17 protein-coding genes are annotated in these 15692 nt (G+C 40.4%); 12 read left to right on the forward strand and 5 right to left on the reverse strand.

What is annotated here, in order from left to right:
* Window positions 1–25 precede the first annotated feature (25 nt).
* From L2716_RS00765 to lpdA, 8 genes are all read left to right on the forward strand, one after another.
* Window positions 26–1363, forward strand: a complete 1338-nt coding sequence (locus L2716_RS00765; protein WP_236330582.1) for a sodium-dependent transporter — start codon at window positions 26–28, stop codon at window positions 1361–1363.
* Window positions 1364–1710: 347 nt separating this feature from the next.
* Window positions 1711–2430, forward strand: a complete 720-nt coding sequence (locus L2716_RS00770) for an SDR family oxidoreductase (protein WP_236330585.1) — start codon at window positions 1711–1713, stop codon at window positions 2428–2430.
* A 221-nt stretch (window positions 2431–2651) separates the two neighbouring features.
* Window positions 2652–3047, forward strand: a complete 396-nt coding sequence (locus L2716_RS00775; protein WP_236330588.1) for a thioesterase family protein — start codon at window positions 2652–2654, stop codon at window positions 3045–3047.
* Window positions 3048–3187: 140 nt separating this feature from the next.
* The gene (locus L2716_RS00780) at window positions 3188–4288 is read left to right on the forward strand and encodes a Glu/Leu/Phe/Val dehydrogenase dimerization domain-containing protein (protein WP_236330591.1); all 1101 of its coding nucleotides are present in this window, start codon (window positions 3188–3190) and stop codon (window positions 4286–4288) included.
* A gap of 13 nt (window positions 4289–4301) precedes the next feature.
* Window positions 4302–5369 carry a pyruvate dehydrogenase (acetyl-transferring) E1 component subunit alpha gene (pdhA, locus tag L2716_RS00785; RefSeq protein ID WP_236330594.1) on the forward strand — a complete coding sequence of 356 codons (1068 nt, stop codon included), beginning with the start codon at window positions 4302–4304 and terminating at the stop codon, window positions 5367–5369.
* Window positions 5369–6367, forward strand: a complete 999-nt coding sequence (locus tag L2716_RS00790; RefSeq protein WP_236330596.1) for an alpha-ketoacid dehydrogenase subunit beta — start codon at window positions 5369–5371, stop codon at window positions 6365–6367. The genes pdhA and L2716_RS00790 overlap by 1 nt, the downstream gene beginning before the upstream one ends.
* Window positions 6368–6382: 15 nt before the next feature.
* A complete protein-coding gene (locus L2716_RS00795; protein WP_236330599.1) occupies window positions 6383–7654 on the forward strand; it encodes a dihydrolipoamide acetyltransferase family protein in 1272 nt (423 codons plus the stop codon).
* Window positions 7655–9100 carry a dihydrolipoyl dehydrogenase gene (gene lpdA, locus L2716_RS00800; RefSeq protein ID WP_236330601.1) on the forward strand — a complete coding sequence of 482 codons (1446 nt, stop codon included), beginning with the start codon at window positions 7655–7657 and terminating at the stop codon, window positions 9098–9100.
* A gap of 246 nt (window positions 9101–9346) precedes the next feature.
* Here lpdA and L2716_RS00805 read toward each other — a convergent pair whose 3' ends face one another.
* Together L2716_RS00805 and L2716_RS00810 are read right to left on the reverse strand one after the other, a co-directional pair.
* On the reverse strand, window positions 9347–10120 hold the full coding sequence (locus tag L2716_RS00805) for a TerC family protein (RefSeq protein WP_236330605.1): 774 nt from the start codon (window positions 10118–10120) through the stop codon (window positions 9347–9349).
* 126 nt (window positions 10121–10246) lie between these two features.
* Window positions 10247–10801 carry a helix-turn-helix domain-containing protein gene (locus L2716_RS00810; protein WP_236330608.1) on the reverse strand — a complete coding sequence of 185 codons (555 nt, stop codon included), beginning with the start codon at window positions 10799–10801 and terminating at the stop codon, window positions 10247–10249.
* A gap of 96 nt (window positions 10802–10897) precedes the next feature.
* Between L2716_RS00810 and L2716_RS00815 the strand changes: the two genes are divergently transcribed.
* The 4 genes from L2716_RS00815 (at window position 10898) to L2716_RS00825 (ending at window position 13126) form a co-directional block, all read left to right on the forward strand.
* Window positions 10898–11614 (forward strand): AzlC family ABC transporter permease, encoded by a 717-nt coding sequence (locus L2716_RS00815; RefSeq protein ID WP_236330612.1) that lies wholly within the window; start codon window positions 10898–10900, stop codon window positions 11612–11614.
* A complete protein-coding gene (locus tag L2716_RS00820; RefSeq protein ID WP_236330615.1) occupies window positions 11607–11915 on the forward strand; it encodes an AzlD domain-containing protein in 309 nt (102 codons plus the stop codon). Before L2716_RS00815 ends, L2716_RS00820 begins: the two co-directional genes overlap by 8 nt.
* A 73-nt stretch (window positions 11916–11988) precedes the next feature.
* On the forward strand, window positions 11989–12123 hold the full coding sequence (locus tag L2716_RS18250; protein ID WP_268964074.1) for a hypothetical protein: 135 nt from the start codon (window positions 11989–11991) through the stop codon (window positions 12121–12123).
* A gap of 127 nt (window positions 12124–12250) precedes the next feature.
* On the forward strand, window positions 12251–13126 hold the full coding sequence (locus L2716_RS00825; protein ID WP_236330618.1) for a Cof-type HAD-IIB family hydrolase: 876 nt from the start codon (window positions 12251–12253) through the stop codon (window positions 13124–13126).
* A 173-nt stretch (window positions 13127–13299) separates the two neighbouring features.
* Here the strand turns inward: L2716_RS00825 and phnE (L2716_RS00830) are convergent, their stop codons facing one another.
* From phnE (L2716_RS00830) to phnC, 3 genes are read right to left on the reverse strand one after another with little or no spacing between them, the layout of a single operon-like run.
* Window positions 13300–14100 (reverse strand): phosphonate ABC transporter, permease protein PhnE, encoded by an 801-nt coding sequence (gene phnE / locus L2716_RS00830; protein WP_236330620.1) that lies wholly within the window; start codon window positions 14098–14100, stop codon window positions 13300–13302.
* Window positions 14100–14909 (reverse strand): phosphonate ABC transporter, permease protein PhnE, encoded by an 810-nt coding sequence (gene phnE, locus L2716_RS00835; RefSeq protein WP_236330623.1) that lies wholly within the window; start codon window positions 14907–14909, stop codon window positions 14100–14102. Before phnE (L2716_RS00835) ends, phnE (L2716_RS00830) begins: the two co-directional genes overlap by 1 nt.
* A complete protein-coding gene (gene phnC / locus L2716_RS00840) occupies window positions 14893–15681 on the reverse strand; it encodes a phosphonate ABC transporter ATP-binding protein (protein ID WP_236330626.1) in 789 nt (262 codons plus the stop codon). The genes phnE (L2716_RS00835) and phnC overlap by 17 nt, the downstream gene beginning before the upstream one ends.
* Between the last annotated feature and the right edge of the window lie 11 nt (window positions 15682–15692).

Raw genomic sequence — 15692 nt, forward strand, 5'->3', positions numbered from 1 at the left:
TTCATAGAGAAAAGTGGAGGTACTTATGGCACAACAGGAACAATGGACGTCAAAACTTACATTCATACTGGCAGCGGCCGGTTCTGCAATCGGACTCGGCGCAATCTGGAAATTCCCTTATGTAGCTGGTACTAGCGGTGGAGGAGCTTTCTTTCTCGTATTCTTACTTTTTACATTACTTGTCGGATTTCCATTGTTACTTGCTGAATTCGTTATTGGTAGAAGCACACAGAAAGAGGCGATCTCAGCATATCGTTCAATTGCACCAGGGTGGTCTTTCATTGGCCGAATCGGTGTGTTCACAGCATTCATTCTATTATCCTTTTATAGTGTAATCGGTGGTTGGATTTTACTATACTTCGGTGCGAGTATAACCGGATACGTTTCAAGCGTGGATAATTACGAACAACTCTTTGGCACGATCATTTCAAATCCTTGGACTGCGGTTGGTTCTCAACTTGCATTTATTCTTCTAACCATTTTTGTTGTATCAAAAGGGGTAAAGGCTGGAATTGAAAAAGCAAGTAAGTGGATGATGCCAGCATTATTCGTCCTATTCATCGTGTTAATTGCACGTTCTTTAACGCTAGACGGTGCGATGGAAGGGGTACGTTTCTTCTTACAACCAGACTTTTCGAAGTTAACGTCTGAAGGCGTCTTGTTCGCACTAGGGCAATCTTTCTTCTCTCTAAGTCTAGGTGTATCTGTAATGGTAACGTACAGTTCTTATCTTTCAAAAACAGAGAGTCTAACGAGATCAGCAGCATCGATTGTTTTCATGAACATTTTTATTACAGTACTTGCAGGATTAGCCATCTTCCCAGCTGTGTTTTCGCTAGGATTTGAACCAACAGAAGGACCAGGCTTACTATTCATTGTACTGCCTTCGGTCTTTGCTGAAATGCCTGGCGGAATGATTTTCTTTGTTGTGTTCTTGGCATTATTCTTGTTTGCGACCTTAACTTCAGCATTTTCGTTGCTTGAGATTATTGTTGCGTCTGTATCTAAAAATTCTGGTGAACGTAGATCTAAAGCAGCTTGGATTGTCGGCTTAACCATCTTTGTTGTCGGTATACCTTCTGCATTGTCTAATGGTCTACTAGCTGATGTTACTTTATTCGATAAAACGATCTTTGATTTACTGGACTACTTAGTCAGTAACATCATGCTTCCGATTGGTGCACTATTAATTTCAATCTTTGTACCTTTGAAAATGAAGCGTGAAGTACTGATTGCAGAATTGACGGATGGTAGTAGTCGTGGCAAGAAGTTTTTAGCATTATGGCTACTCATCTTGAAATATTTCGTCCCAGTATTAATTCTCATCGTATTCTTGGATGCACTTGGTGTATTCGGAGGATAGATTGAAGTGGAAAAGAGCAGCTCATTCGGCTGCTCTATTTTTTCGTAGTAAAATAGATTTGAATTCCTCAAGTCCAATCAAAAGTTCCACAAGTGAAGGCAGAAGTTCCACAAGCAGAAGCGAAAGTTCCACAAGTGAAGGCAGAAGTTCCACAAGTAGAAGCGAATCTTCCACAAGCGGAAACGAAACTCCTATGAATGAAGTTATATCTTGCGTGTTTAGCGACCAGAAAACAAATAAATGCGCTACACCTTCAATTAATTGCTTCAATTCGAATGTTTAAGTGGGTTTGTAGTACAATAATGGGGTACATCTAGAATATGCATGATCGGAAAGGGGAACAAATTATGCTTAATGAAAAAGTAGCAGTCGTTACCGGTGCATCAAGAGGTGCGGGGAAAGCTATCGCAACTCGTCTGATGGCAGAGGGCGTCAAACTTGCGATAATCGGATCATCCGAGCAAATTCACGAGACATCTAAAGAGTTAAACGAAAATGGTGGAGAAGTACTCAGTCTTCAAGCAGATGTTTCTGATGAACATCAAGTGAAAGAAGCATTTAAGAAAACTTTAGATCATTATGGGAAGATTGATATACTCGTCAATAACGCTGGAGTTGGGTTCTTTAAGACAGTTGAAGAAACGACTACAGAAGAATGGGACAAAGTATTCTCTGTCAATACGAAAGGTGTCTTTCTTACAACAAGAGAAGTACTTCCGTCTATGAAAGAGAACAAATCAGGAACGATCATAACGATTTCTTCTGATGTAGGAAGAAGAGCAATACCAAATGGATCAGCTTACACAGCTACGAAATATGCTGTACAAGGCTTCATCGGGTCTGTTGCTCAAGAAGTGCAGGAATACGGCATTCGAATGGGAACAGTAAACCCAGGAGCAATTGATACGTATTTTGCAGATTCTAACCAAGGTGAAACACATAAGGAAGATTGGTTGAAGGTCGATGACATTGCAGAAGCGGTTTGTTATATGGCTTCAGCAGCTAAGCATATGGTTGTTGACGAAATTATGTTACACCCACTTTCACAAGAATATCCACGATCATAACAAAATTCATATTCCAACATGAAATGACTCGACGCATATATTCGAGTCATTTTTTTATGGAAAAAACCCTTAAGGAGTAAGAGTTTAACCTCTAAACATGAATCGACACTACATTGCTTTTTATTTAACAAAATGATATTATATCGTTAAATAAACGTCATATGTAATATGGATAATATCTATTATAAATCGTACATATCGAAGTATAGGAGGCGGGAAGAATGAAGCCAGGTATGGAAGTTGGACAACAAGCTACAATTCAGGTAAAAGTAACGCCTGATATGTTTGCACAATTCGAAGGAAATATCGTCCATCCAGCATATTCGACAGTATCGATGGTTTATCATATGGAATGGGCTGCTCGTCAGATTATCTTACCTTTCTTAGAAGAACATGAAGAAGGAATCGGTGGCGGAGTCTCAGCAAAGCACCTCAACCCTACACCAGCTGATAGCGAGATTTCGGTCATTGCGACCTTAAGAGAAGTCAAAGGGAAAGCAGTCATTTGTGACCTTGAAGTTCGAAACGAAAAGGAAAAGGTTGGCGAAGGTGAAGTCACACAATATATTTTACCTAAACAAATGATCCAAGAGAAAATTGAATCAATGAAAGTATAGTGTTTTTTTTTAGAAGGTGTATGAAAGCGTTTACCTATTATTTATCGAGTCAGCTTTTGCGATCTTAATAGGCTTTGTGGTTTGGTTTGCGCTAATTTGTTTGAATGTTTGAAAGATTACTAGTATTGGGGGATGACATCATGTTTGAACGGATTAATGGACACGAGCAATTACTGTTTTGTAATGATGAACATACGGGGTTAAAGGCAATCATCGCGATACATAATACGACACTTGGACCTGCGCTTGGCGGTTGTCGTATGAGACCGTATAAAACAACTGATGAAGCGATTGAGGATGTCCTACGTCTATCCAAGGGAATGACATATAAATGTGCAGCTGCAGATGTTGATTTTGGTGGAGGGAAATCAGTGATCATCGGTGATCCATTAACAGACCGTACACCTGAAATGTTCCGTGCATTCGGACAATTTGTTGAGTCGTTGAATGGTCGTTTTTACACAGGGACTGATATGGGAACGACGCCTAATGACTTCGTCCATGCGCTTAAAGAAACGAACTGTATTGTCGGCGTACCGGAAGAGTATGGTGGAAACGGTGATTCATCTATTCCGACTGCTGAAGGTGTTCTATACGGGTTGAAAGCGACGAATAACGTTCTGTTTGGATCTGAGGACTTAAATGGAAAAACGTATTCTATCCAAGGACTAGGGAAAGTCGGTTATAAAGTAGCCCTACAGCTCTTAGAATCCGGCGCAGACATTTATGTAACAGATATCAATGAAAAAGCCATTCGCCAAATTGCCGATCAAGCTGAAGGCTTGAAAGGTAATATCAAGGTTGTTGAAGGCGATGAAATATACAGTGTACCAGCAGATGTCTTCGTTCCTTGTGCACTAGGTGGAGTCATTAATGACGAAACGATCGAGCACCTCAAAGTGAAGGCAGTTGTCGGGTCCGCAAATAACCAACTGTTGAGAGATGAGCACGGTAAGTTCCTTCAGGAGAGAGGCATTTTGTACGCACCTGATTACATCGTCAATGCGGGTGGGCTTATCCAGGTTGCTGACGAGCTGTATACGCCGAATAAAGCACGTGTATTAGCAAAGACAAGAGCGATTTATGACACGCTTATGGAGATTTATACACAGTCTAATGAAAACTCAATTTCAACAGCAGAAGCTGCAAATCAATTCTGTAATGACCGTATTGAAAGTAGACGTAAGCGAAACAGTTTCTTCAGTCATGATAAACGACCTAAATGGAACGTACGTAACTAAGGGGGAATAGTAAATGGAAACGCAATTTCCGATGAAACAAATCTTAAATGAAGATGGAGTCGTTGTAAACTCTGAATATGAAAGCCAAATGACAGAGGAATTGACGAAAGAACTTTATATCAAGATGTTAAGAGCGAGAATGTTTGATCGTAAAAGTGTGAACTTACAACGCCAGGGACGTATAGGCACGTATGTACCATTTGAAGGACAGGAAGCTGCTCAAGTTGGGAGCTCGCTTGTCCTTGAAGAAGGGGACTGGATGTTTCCAACATACAGAGATCATGCGGCAACGTTAACGTATGGACATTCAGCACGTAATCTATTTTTGTACTGGAAAGGGTATCCGATGGGATGTGTCCCACCAGAAGGAAAGAACATTTTCCCACCGGCAGTTCCGATTGCTTCTCAACTCTTACATGCAACGGGAACAGCATGGGCTGAACAGCTGAAAGGAACGGATCGTGGTTCAATCGTCTATTTCGGAGACGGAGCAACTTCAGAAGGAGACTTCCATGAAGGTCTCAATTTTGCGAGCGTTTACAATGCACCGGTGGTATTTTTCAACCAAAACAATGGATTCGCAATTTCTGTACCTATGGAAAAACAAATGAAGTCAAAGACGATCGCGCAAAAAGCGGTTGCCTATGACATACCTGGCGTCCGTGTAGACGGAAACGATATTTTTGTCGTTTACTTTGAAACGAAAAAGGCGATGGAAAATGCTCGTCAAGGAAATGGTCCGACATTGATCGAAGCGGTGACATACCGATACGGAGCACATACGACTGCTGATGATCCGAGTAAATATCGCGACCAAGAGGAAAGTAAACGTAGACGTGAAACGACAGACCCTTTACTTCGTCTAGAACGATATTTGAAAAACAAAGGATACTTTGAAGAAGCATGGAAAACGAAAGTAGAAGAAGAGATTACGAAGGAAATTGAACAAGCAGTTGAAGATATGGAAGCATTCGGTCCTGCAGAACCGACTGATATGTTTACGCATGTATTTAAGAAGCCGACTTGGTCTGTTCAAGACCAGCTTGATACGTTCAAGGCACGTGAAAAGGAGGAAGTGTAATGAGTACAGCAGTTAAAACGCAGAAACTGACAATGGTACAAGCGATCACGGATGCAATGGCAACGATGATGCGTGAACACGATGACGTGCTTGTACTTGGTGAAGATGTTGGTAAGAACGGAGGCGTTTTCCGAGCTACTGACGGTCTTGAAGCTGAATTCGGAGATAAACGAGTGATCGATACACCGCTTGCCGAATCAGGGATTATCGGGACGTCAATCGGACTTGCGATGAATGGCTTCCGTCCAATTGCTGAAATGCAGTTTCTCGGATTTATCTATCCAGCTTTTAACCAAATCATGACGCATGCTTCTCGTATTCGGTCACGTACGCTTGGACATTTTACCGTACCAATGGTTATTCGTGCGCCATTCGGAGCAGGTGTAAGAGCACCTGAAATTCATTCTGACAGTGTGGAAGCCCTATTCACGCATATGCCAGGTATTAAGGTTGTCATTCCTTCAAACGCATATGATGCAAAAGGTCTCCTGATTGCAAGTATTGAAGATCCTGATCCTGTGTTGTTCCTTGAACCGATGCGTTGTTATCGCTCGCACAAACTAGAAGTCCCTGAAGAAAAATATACAGTTGAAATAGGTAAAGGCGCACGCCTACAAGAAGGTGAAGACGTCACATTGATTGCTTGGGGTGCAATGGTAGACGTTATCAAAAAAGCAGCCAAAGAAATAGAGGAAGAAGAAGGCGTGAAATGTGACGTGCTCGATCTTCGTACATTGTACCCAATGGACCGAGATTTGATTTCAGAGTCTGTGCAAAAAACAGGCCGTGCTGTCATCGTACACGAAGCACCGGGTACAGGTGGAGTCGGAAACGATGTCGTCTCACTGATCAACGATACTTCATTCCTACACATGCGTTCTCCAATTAAACGTGTGACAGGGCATGATACGCCAGTTCCGATGTGTGCAATTGAAGATGATTATTTACCAGATGCGAATCGAGTCAAGCATGCGATTATGGAAACCATTCGTTTCTAAGATAGGAGGAAAACAATGAATGAAGTAAAGCTCCATGACATAGGTGAAGGGATTACCGAAGGGGAGATTACGCACTTTCATGTTTCTCCAGGAGATTCAGTGAAAATCGATCAGCCCCTCGTTGAAGTCCAAACAGACAAAGTTACTGCTGAACTTCCATCGCCGGTTGCAGGTACGGTTAAAGAAATCCTTGCGTCAGAAGGCGATGTCGTTACTGTCGGTACCACGATTATTTTAATTGAGAAAGAAGGCAGTACAACTGAAACACCATCTAATAAAGAGACTGGAGAGAATCGACCAAAACAAGATTCTCCAAAAGAAAAGAAAGAACAATCTAGTAATGCTGTTCAAACGATGACGAGATTAACACGAAGAGTGTTAGCCGCTCCATATACAAGAAAAATAGCACGGGAAAATCAAGTAGATATTGAGCAGGTAAATGGTTCAGGACCAGGAGGACGCGTCACCGAAGAGGATGTCTATCAATATATGAACGGGGGACAAATTCAAACTGACGCTGAGTCTGTATCTGAAGAAGCGAGCACTACACCAGTTCCACAAGCTGTTCATCCTAAGGTCGAAGCTAGTGAAATACCATTTAAAGGTCGCCGTAAACAAATTGCACAGAAGATGACGCAATCACTGTATACGATCCCACATGTGTCACATTTTGATGAAGTAGATTTAACGAATCTATTAGATTTGAAAAAGTCACTAAAAGATGCAGACCCAGATGGATCTAAAGGTATGAACGTTTCACTCGCAGCGTTTTTCGTAAAAGCCATTCAGCTTGCAATGCGAGATTATCCAATTTTCAATGCTAAATTAGATGAAGAAAATGAAGTCATTCGTTTAGAAGGCGAAGTGAACATGGGTCTTGCAACAGATGCTGATGATGGTTTAATCGTTCCGGTTGTAAAAAATGTAGAGCAAAAATCGATTGCAACCATCAATCGAGAGATGAAAGAATTAATTCAAAAAGCAAAGACAAACAAGTTGAAGCCATCGGACATGAAGGGTGGCACATTTACGATTAGTAATGTAGGTCCACTTGGTAGCACAGGTGCAACACCGATTATCAACCATCCTGAGGTCGGATTGATGGCTTTCCATAAAACGAAGAAAATGCCAGTCGTCATTAATGATGAGATTGTGATTCGCTCAATCATGAACGTATCAATGACGTTCGATCACCGAGTTGCTGACGGTGCAACGGCTGTTGCATTTACAAACAGGTTCATGCACTATATCGAAAACCCTGCAGCAATGACATTGGAGCTGATATAAATGGTAGTTGGCGAAGTGATTCAAGAGCGCGAACTAATCATCGTAGGTGGAGGTCCAGGTGGTTATAACGCTGCAATTCGTGCAGCTCAACTAGGTTTAGAAGTGACGCTAGTTGAAAAAGGTGAGCTCGGTGGAGTCTGTTTAAGTAAAGGGTGTATCCCATCCAAGCTTTTCGCACATACAGCTGAAAAACTTTCTGATTGGAAGCATATGCAGCAACTCGGGATTGAAGCAGGAGAACCCAACTTTAATATGGCTCAGCACCAGAAGTATATGGACCAAACCGTTACAGGGTTACAAAAAGGCGTACAAGCCCTTTGTAAAGCGAACAAAATTGAAGTCATCAATGGTTCGGCGTCCTTTATGACAGGCAACCGTATCGGAATTGAAACTGGTGACACATTCGAAATGTATAAGTACGAAAAAGCGATCGTTGCTACTGGGGCGAAACCATTTGTCCCTGAAAGTGTTGAATTAAGTACGGATCGTGTTTATAGTGCACAAGATATTTATGCCATTGAAGATGTTCCGGAACATCTTGTCATTTATGGTTCTGACTATATTGCTTTAGAAGCAGCGACAAGCTTCAATGCTCTAGGTGCGAAAGTGACATTAGTACTTGATGCCGAATCAGATTTTGGATTCGATACAGAAATCAATAAAGAACTAAACCGTGTATTGAAGAAATCCAAAGTAAAAGTAATCAAAGAATGTTCGCTTGAATCTGTTGAGGCAGAGAAAAACAACGTGACCTTACACGTGTTAAAAGATGGAGAGAAGTTGACCGTTGAAGGGTCACACCTCCTTGTTTCTACAGGTTTCAGGCCGAACACGAAAGACATTGGGTTAGAGCCTTTTAAACTTGAAACGGATGAAGAGGGATTCCTTGTCGTTAATGAAAATAGTGAAACGAGTACAAAAGGGATCTATGCGGTTGGAGATGTTACGATCGGTCAGTCGCTCGCGGTAAAAGCCATTAAGCAAGGTAAAGTTGCTGCAGAACATTGTGCTGGCCAAATCAGCGAATTAAATCTGCGATACATCCCGACAGTCGTTCATACGTCTACACCGATTGCTTACGCAGGGCTTTCAGAAGATGAAGCTGTGGCTGAAGGGTTTGAGGTGACGACTGGACAATTCTCTATGTCAGGGAACGGCTTTGCCGGTATTAAAGGGAAAAAAGAAGGATTAGTCAAGATTGTTAAAGACAGTAAAACGGACTTGTTACTAGGAGTCCATATGATCGGTCAAGGTGCAGTCGAGATGATTTCATCCGGTGTGACTGCCCTCGAAATGGCAGCACGTGATGAAGATATCCTGTATCCATTCTATCCTCACCCGAGCTTTAATGAAGGATGGCTCGAAGCGCTAGAAAGCATGACTGGAACAGCCATACACATCCCGCCAAACAAACAACAGAAAAAAGACGCTCAACCAGTAGGATGAGCGTAATAAAGAGGGTGACCCGAAAGAACTTTTTCGAGTCACCCTTATTTTATAGAAAAAGTATGTTCAAGCCATCATCAAATCGCATTTATCGTGCAAGATTGCGATTTTATCGTGCAAGACTGCAATTTTATCGTGCAAGATTGCGATTTTATCGTGCAAAACAGCAATTTTATCGTGCAAAACTAAGACTTTATCGTGCATTTAGTATAAAAGTCCTCTGTATCATGAAAGATTCAAGCATCTTCATGAATGATTTTCTTGATATGATTTCTTTGAAGGTGCAAACCATCCGAGTAAAGCAATTCCAACGAGTACGCCGTAGAAAATCAAACTCCAAACTGTACTATGAGGGAAGTGATGGTCTAATACCCCAATATCCTTGTGCGCAAGTGTAATGACTGCTAGCTTAACGCCAACCCAAGCTACAATTGCATAGGCTGTCGTTTCTAGAGCTGGTCGCTTTTCTAATAGTTGCACAAACCAGGTGGCTGCGTATTTAATCAAAACAAGTCCCGCAATTCCACCGAGTACAACGATGATGAATTGGCCGCCATCCATCCCACCGAAATCTCCGAGCGGGGAATCTGGTAGACCAAGAGCTAACGCAACAGCAGCAAGAATAGAATCTATCGCAAATGCTAGGTCTGCTAAAGCGATTTTCCCTACAGTTGGCCAAAAACCTTTACCAGCAGCTTCTTCTTCCTCTTCTGTGTGTATGTTTTCGTTCTTCTTTCCGAATCGAGCTTTGATCACATGTTTAAGGCCTAAGTATAGTAGATAGGCTGCACCTATTGCCTGTATTTGCCAAACATTCGCAATGAAAGAAATAGCGAAGAGGGCGATAAATCGGAATGCAAAGGCCATAAAGATTCCATATTTAATTGCCTTTTCTTTTTCATCGTCTGGTAGGTGCTTAGCAATCACCGCTAGGACAAGTGCGTTATCCGCGGATAGTAAACCTTCCAGACCTATTAAAATTAATAACGTCCATCCGTATTCTAATAAGAGTGACTCCAAAAATAGTGCTCCTTTCTAAATCAGCAGATAATCTAATTAAAATAAGTCTTACACCATAACTACTCTTTGTCTATCTTCCCTCTTTTTAACTATCTAATTCCTAAATGTCAAAAGGAGGATCACATTTTATGTGTAATGGACGATTACATACAGTTCACAAGCTTCTGTAGTCTGATTTACATACTTATGGTGATAATCAGCTGAAAAGCGAAAAGCTTCACCAGCTTTCATTGTGTGTGGCGTATCCTCAACAATTACGCTCATTTCTCCATTATGTACGAGCAAGTATTCCTCTACACCTTTGATATGAGCAGGACTTTCATATTCGCAACCAGGTTCCAATTTTACCGAATATATTTCAAAGTTACGCTTCGGTTCTGTAGGAAATAGAGTGTGTACCAAATATCTTCCTTCGTCTTCAAGTAGCGGATCAATCTGCTCGATCGATACTTTTGAAAATTTAGGCGCTTCTTCCTCAACAAAAGAAGAAAATGAAACACCAAGTCCCGTCGCAATCTTCCATAATGTACTGACAGTAGGGCTTGAAGTGCCACGCTCGATTTGACCGAGCATCGCCTTACTTACGTTCGTCAATTTTGATAATTCATCCAAGCTCAACTTCCGTTCAGATCGGATGATTTTAATTTTTTCACCTATCATACGATTCACGTCATGTGACATTTTTAAATTCTCCTTGACTGTGTATATGCTATAACATACAATACATACAATATATCATACATAATCAATTTACAAAAGTTTGGAGGTTAGGGAGCAATGGGAGTTGTAGCAGCGGAACACCAGTCATCATCTCTATTTCGACGAGGTGTACAAAAGGGGAGTAGTATTGCAATAGGCTACATGCCAGTCGCCTTTACTTTCGGGTTACTTGCAAAAAGCTCAGGACTTAATTTATTCGAAACAATCAGTATGAGTGTTTTCGTCTTCGCAGGTGCTTCCCAATATATCGCTCTAACGTTAATTGCTGCAGGTATTGGTGGATTTGAAATTATCCTTACTACTTTTATCGTGAATATTCGTCATTTATTGATGAGTGCATCAATCAGTGAAAAGTCAGCTGACGAACCTAAATGGAAGAAAGCGTTATACAGTTTTTTCGTTACAGACGAAACATTTACGTTAGCTGCCGTTCAGAAGGGTAAAATTCATTCTTCATATATGATTGGCCTCGGTATTAATGTATGGACGAGTTGGGTTTCGTTTTCAGCGATTGGATTCTTAATCGGTTCTGGACTTCCTTCTATATTACAAGAAAGTATGGGAATCGCGCTATACGCTTTATTCATTGGCATTCTTGTACCAAGTGCACGAAAATCTATGAAAGTCATTTCACTGGCGGCAATTGCAGCTATTTTAAATAGCATTTTAACGTTTACGACTGGGTTGTCAACGGGCTGGACGATCATTTTATCGACGCTTGTAGCTGCAGTTGTTATTGAGATTGTTTGGAAGGGGGAGGTTGTCGATGTTTAATACGTATATTTGGATTATTCTCGGTATGGCAGTCGTCACATATATCCCGAGGATGCTACCACTCGTCGCTTTTCAAACCGATGGTATTCCAACGTTCTTAAGAGGTGTGTTGAAAAATGTTCCTTATGCCATTTTGGGGGCATTGATCTTCCCTGGTATATTAACCTTTAATGGGGAAGTTTGGATGGGGATTTTAGGTGCTCTGACTGCTTTTGTAGCGGCCTATTTTGGTGCTAGTCTTATTGTCATCGTCATATGCTCAGTCAGTGTTCTAAGTGTATTAAGTTTCCTATTCCCTTAACATAAACTTTACTTTACCAATAAGTGAGAAAGATGTATATTGAATTTACTCCAAAAAATTGAGGTGAATCATTATGATGTTACATTTGTTTCGCTATGTAGTGATTGGATTCTTTTCAATAACAGCCATGTCATTAGTCGCCTTCCAAGCCGTGGAGATCTTTCAAGCATTTATGGAAATCTTTTTTACAGATATGAAATCAAAATAAAACGTTTTCATAAAGAGCTGAAATTAGGCTCTTTTTTCTTTTTTCATTTATAATCATCAGTTTTGTTTCTTAGAGGACCAATTTGGGAAAAATAAAAAAACAATACTTAAATAAAGGACAGGATACTATGAAACTAATTGCAATTGATATGGATGGTACACTCGTAAATAACAATACAACAATTAATGAAGAAAATGTCCAGGCGATCAAACAGGCACAAGAAGTAGGGATTCACGTAGTTGTTGCAACGGGACGTGCGTATAATGAAGCGGTGAATCCAATCCGCGAGGCTGGACTGAACCTCCCAATTATTGCGATTAATGGAGCGCAATTCAGATCTACGGAAGGCGAAATCAAGAACAGTATTACGCTCTCTAAAGAAACGTACTATAGAGTAGATGAATTGCTCGATCATTATTCAATGTATTATGAGCTGTATACAAATAAAGGGACATATAGTAACGATCCACAAATGGCGATCGACATCATCGTTGATATCATTAAGAGTGCAAACCCTGAGGTAACAGAGGAACATGCACATCGACTAGCTGAATACCGTGTTAACAACGGCAGTATCCATTCGGTGGATGAATACCATTCAATTGTAGAGGACCCAGAGGTTGAGATCTATAAGTTGTTAAGTTTTTCTCGAAATGAGAAAAATCGATCCAATGCTTTAAATGACTTTTTAACGTTTAATGATTTAGCGGTGAGTCGTTCGGCGGAAGCAAATATTGAAATTACACATCGAGATGCTCAAAAGGGGATAGCAGTAAAAAATTATGCTGATGAACTAGGCATTCCTATGAGCGAAGTTATGGCAATTGGGGACAACTACAACGATGTTTCGATGTTTGAGCTCGCTGGATATAGTGTTGCAATGGGGAACGCAGAGGAAGATATTAAGAAACTCTGCTCGTTTACGACAAAAACGAACGATGAAAGTGGAGTTGCGCATGCTATTCAGACGTTTATGCGGAAAAATAAAGTCATTCAGAGCTAAAATGAGGCTGAAGTAAGTGATTAGCACTCTAAAATGGTTATTATCTAGAAAAATAGAAAATTATCTAGAAAAATCCGAAATTATCTAGAAAAAACCAGATTTATCTAGAAAACCTCAAAACGGCCTCCATAATTCATAATGAAAGGGAGTGACATCGCGTCACTCCCCTTTTTTTATACGATTCTTTTTCTGATTGCTGTACTGAAATAATCAATAATACTAACAAAGATGATGATAACGAGTAGAATCATACCGACTTCATCCCAGTTTCGGTTACGAGATGAGATGACGAGTAATGTTCCGATTCCACCAGCACCGATGATACCAAGAATTGTGGAAGCTCGAACATCAATTTCAAAACGATAAATTGCATAAGACATGAACTCAGGAATAACCTGAGGCATGATACCGTAAAAGAAAGTTTGTATCTTATTTGCTCCGTTCGCTTCCATCGCTTCAACGACGTTCATATCAATTGATTCGATAACTTCTGAATACAGTTTACCAAGCATACCGACTGAGTGAATCGCAATGGCTAGAACCCCGGCGAATGCACCAGGACCAATCGCAACAACAAAGATCAATGCGAGTAGAATTTCAGGAAACGTTCGGTCAGCATTCAAAATCCATTTGCCTAACGTGTTGAGAAATGGATTTCGGTTAATATTAGATGCTGCGAAAAATCCGAAAGGTATGGCTAAAATGGCAGCCATAAATGACCCTGTAAATGCGATGAACAATGTTTCCATCATATATTCCATAACTTTTTCTGCGAACGTAAAATCTGGGCTGAAAAGTTTTGGAATGACGCGGTCAAAGTTAGTGATTGTTCTTTCACTGAAAATCCGACCCCAAGGTATTTCAATAGTAGCAAATGCCCACACATACAGTGCGATTAACCCGATGCTAATGGCGATATTACGAACTACTTTAATTGGACTTTTCTTTGGTTTAGGAGGTACATGCATGTTCATTATACGAGTCGCCCCCTTAACTTATTGCTTATGTAGTCGATGATGACAACTACTACGAATGTAATCACAATGATTGTACTTACATTTTGATAACTTAAGAAGTTTATTTGTTGTCTGAGAATCAATCCGATTCCACCTGCACCAACGAAACCTAGCACAACGGATGCACGCACGTTAATTTCAAACACATATAATGTGAATGATACGAATTGAGGTAAGACTTGAGGAACGACAGCGTACCAAATGACTTGAAGTGTATTTCCGCCGGATGCTCGGATTGCCTCTAATGGATTCATATCAATCGACTCAATCGTTTCACTAATCAACTTCGCAAGAATTCCTAACGAGAAAATGATCAATGCGAGGATTCCTGGAAATACGCCAATTCCGAATAATCCAACGAACACCACAGCTAAGATCAGTTCTGGAATTGTACGCATAATATTTAAGAACATTTTCGTCACATTGTATAAAAATTTATTGTGAACAATATTATTCGCTGCGAGTAAACTAAACGGTATACATAAAATGCCGGCAATAGTCGTAGCGATCAATGCCATCTTAATTGTTTCAAGCAGCTTGTCCATAACAACATTCGAATATCCCCAGTTTGGAGGGAACAGCTGGACAAACATCATCCAAACATTCTTAAAGAAATCGGCGTCAAATCGAAGAATGGATGAATTAGTCATTGCGGAACTGAAAATATAAAGCCCTATGACAACGAGTAAAATAATATTCATTCGTAGTTTTGCTTTACTTGAAACTAAGCCAGTTGGAACTACATTCGTATTAAGGGGTTTGGTCATTGTCTTCCTTGCCCCCTCGAATATCATCTTCTTTAATCGGACGGCCGTAAATTTCCTCAAACGTTTGTTCATTCACTTCACTTGCAGGACCATCAAATACGATTTCACCAGAACGCATACCGATTATTCTATCTGCATATTCCATAGCCATGTCGATAAAGTGTAGGTTAACGATAGTCGTAATATTATCTTCACGATTAATTTTTTGTAAATATTTCATGACCTGATGGGAGGTAGGTGGATCTAAACTTGCTACCGGCTCATCAGCTAAAACGACAGATGGTTGTTGTGTAAGAACACGCGCAATGGAGACACGTTGTTGTTGTCCACCACTTAATTGGTCTGCTCTTGAATAAAGCTTTTCTTCAATATTGACGCGTTTTAAGCTTTCGTAAGCAAGTGCCATATCTTCTTTAGAATACATGTTCATAATACTCTTCATCGTACCAGTATGACCGAGGCGACCAGAGATGACGTTCTTCATTACTGTAGAACGTTTTACAAGATTATAGTTTTGAAATATCATACCGACTTTTGTTCGAAGTTTACGAAGGTCTTTTCCTTTATATTTTAATATATTTGTATCATCAACGAGTAGTTCACCATGTGTCGGCGTAACCAGTCGGTTGATACTTCGAATGAAAGTGGATTTCCCTGCGCCAGATAGACCTACAATGACGACAAATTCACCTTCATTAATTTTCACATTTACGTTTTTCAATCCTTGAGTACCGTTTGGATATACGAGTGATAAATCCTTAAATTCTATCATACTTACTCCCC

This window comes from Pseudalkalibacillus berkeleyi, assembly GCF_021608225.1.
GTDB classification, from domain to species: domain Bacteria; phylum Bacillota; class Bacilli; order Bacillales; family Fictibacillaceae; genus Pseudalkalibacillus; species Pseudalkalibacillus berkeleyi.

What these genes read in the sequence shown, in the direction of transcription:
- L2716_RS18250 (WP_268964074.1), top strand. Translation starts at nt 11,989, where the DNA reads ATGATGTTACATTTGTTTCGCTATGTAGTGATTGGATTCTTTTCAATA.
- L2716_RS00825 (WP_236330618.1), top strand. Translation starts at nt 12,251, where the DNA reads ATGAAACTAATTGCAATTGATATGGATGGTACACTCGTAAATAACAAT.
- phnC (WP_236330626.1), bottom strand. Translation starts at nt 15,681, where the DNA reads ATGATAGAATTTAAGGATTTATCACTCGTATATCCAAACGGTACTCAA.
- L2716_RS00790 (WP_236330596.1), top strand. Translation starts at nt 5,369, where the DNA reads ATGAGTACAGCAGTTAAAACGCAGAAACTGACAATGGTACAAGCGATC.
- phnE (WP_236330620.1), bottom strand. Translation starts at nt 14,100, where the DNA reads ATGAACATGCATGTACCTCCTAAACCAAAGAAAAGTCCAATTAAAGTA.
- L2716_RS00820 (WP_236330615.1), top strand. Translation starts at nt 11,607, where the DNA reads ATGTTTAATACGTATATTTGGATTATTCTCGGTATGGCAGTCGTCACA.
- L2716_RS00795 (WP_236330599.1), top strand. Translation starts at nt 6,383, where the DNA reads ATGAATGAAGTAAAGCTCCATGACATAGGTGAAGGGATTACCGAAGGG.
- L2716_RS00780 (WP_236330591.1), top strand. Translation starts at nt 3,188, where the DNA reads ATGTTTGAACGGATTAATGGACACGAGCAATTACTGTTTTGTAATGAT.
- L2716_RS00765 (WP_236330582.1), top strand. Translation starts at nt 26, where the DNA reads ATGGCACAACAGGAACAATGGACGTCAAAACTTACATTCATACTGGCA.
- lpdA (WP_236330601.1), top strand. Translation starts at nt 7,655, where the DNA reads ATGGTAGTTGGCGAAGTGATTCAAGAGCGCGAACTAATCATCGTAGGT.
- L2716_RS00815 (WP_236330612.1), top strand. Translation starts at nt 10,898, where the DNA reads ATGGGAGTTGTAGCAGCGGAACACCAGTCATCATCTCTATTTCGACGA.
- L2716_RS00810 (WP_236330608.1), bottom strand. Translation starts at nt 10,801, where the DNA reads ATGTCACATGACGTGAATCGTATGATAGGTGAAAAAATTAAAATCATC.
- phnE (WP_236330623.1), bottom strand. Translation starts at nt 14,909, where the DNA reads ATGACCAAACCCCTTAATACGAATGTAGTTCCAACTGGCTTAGTTTCA.
- L2716_RS00770 (WP_236330585.1), top strand. Translation starts at nt 1,711, where the DNA reads ATGCTTAATGAAAAAGTAGCAGTCGTTACCGGTGCATCAAGAGGTGCG.
- L2716_RS00775 (WP_236330588.1), top strand. Translation starts at nt 2,652, where the DNA reads ATGAAGCCAGGTATGGAAGTTGGACAACAAGCTACAATTCAGGTAAAA.
- pdhA (WP_236330594.1), top strand. Translation starts at nt 4,302, where the DNA reads ATGGAAACGCAATTTCCGATGAAACAAATCTTAAATGAAGATGGAGTC.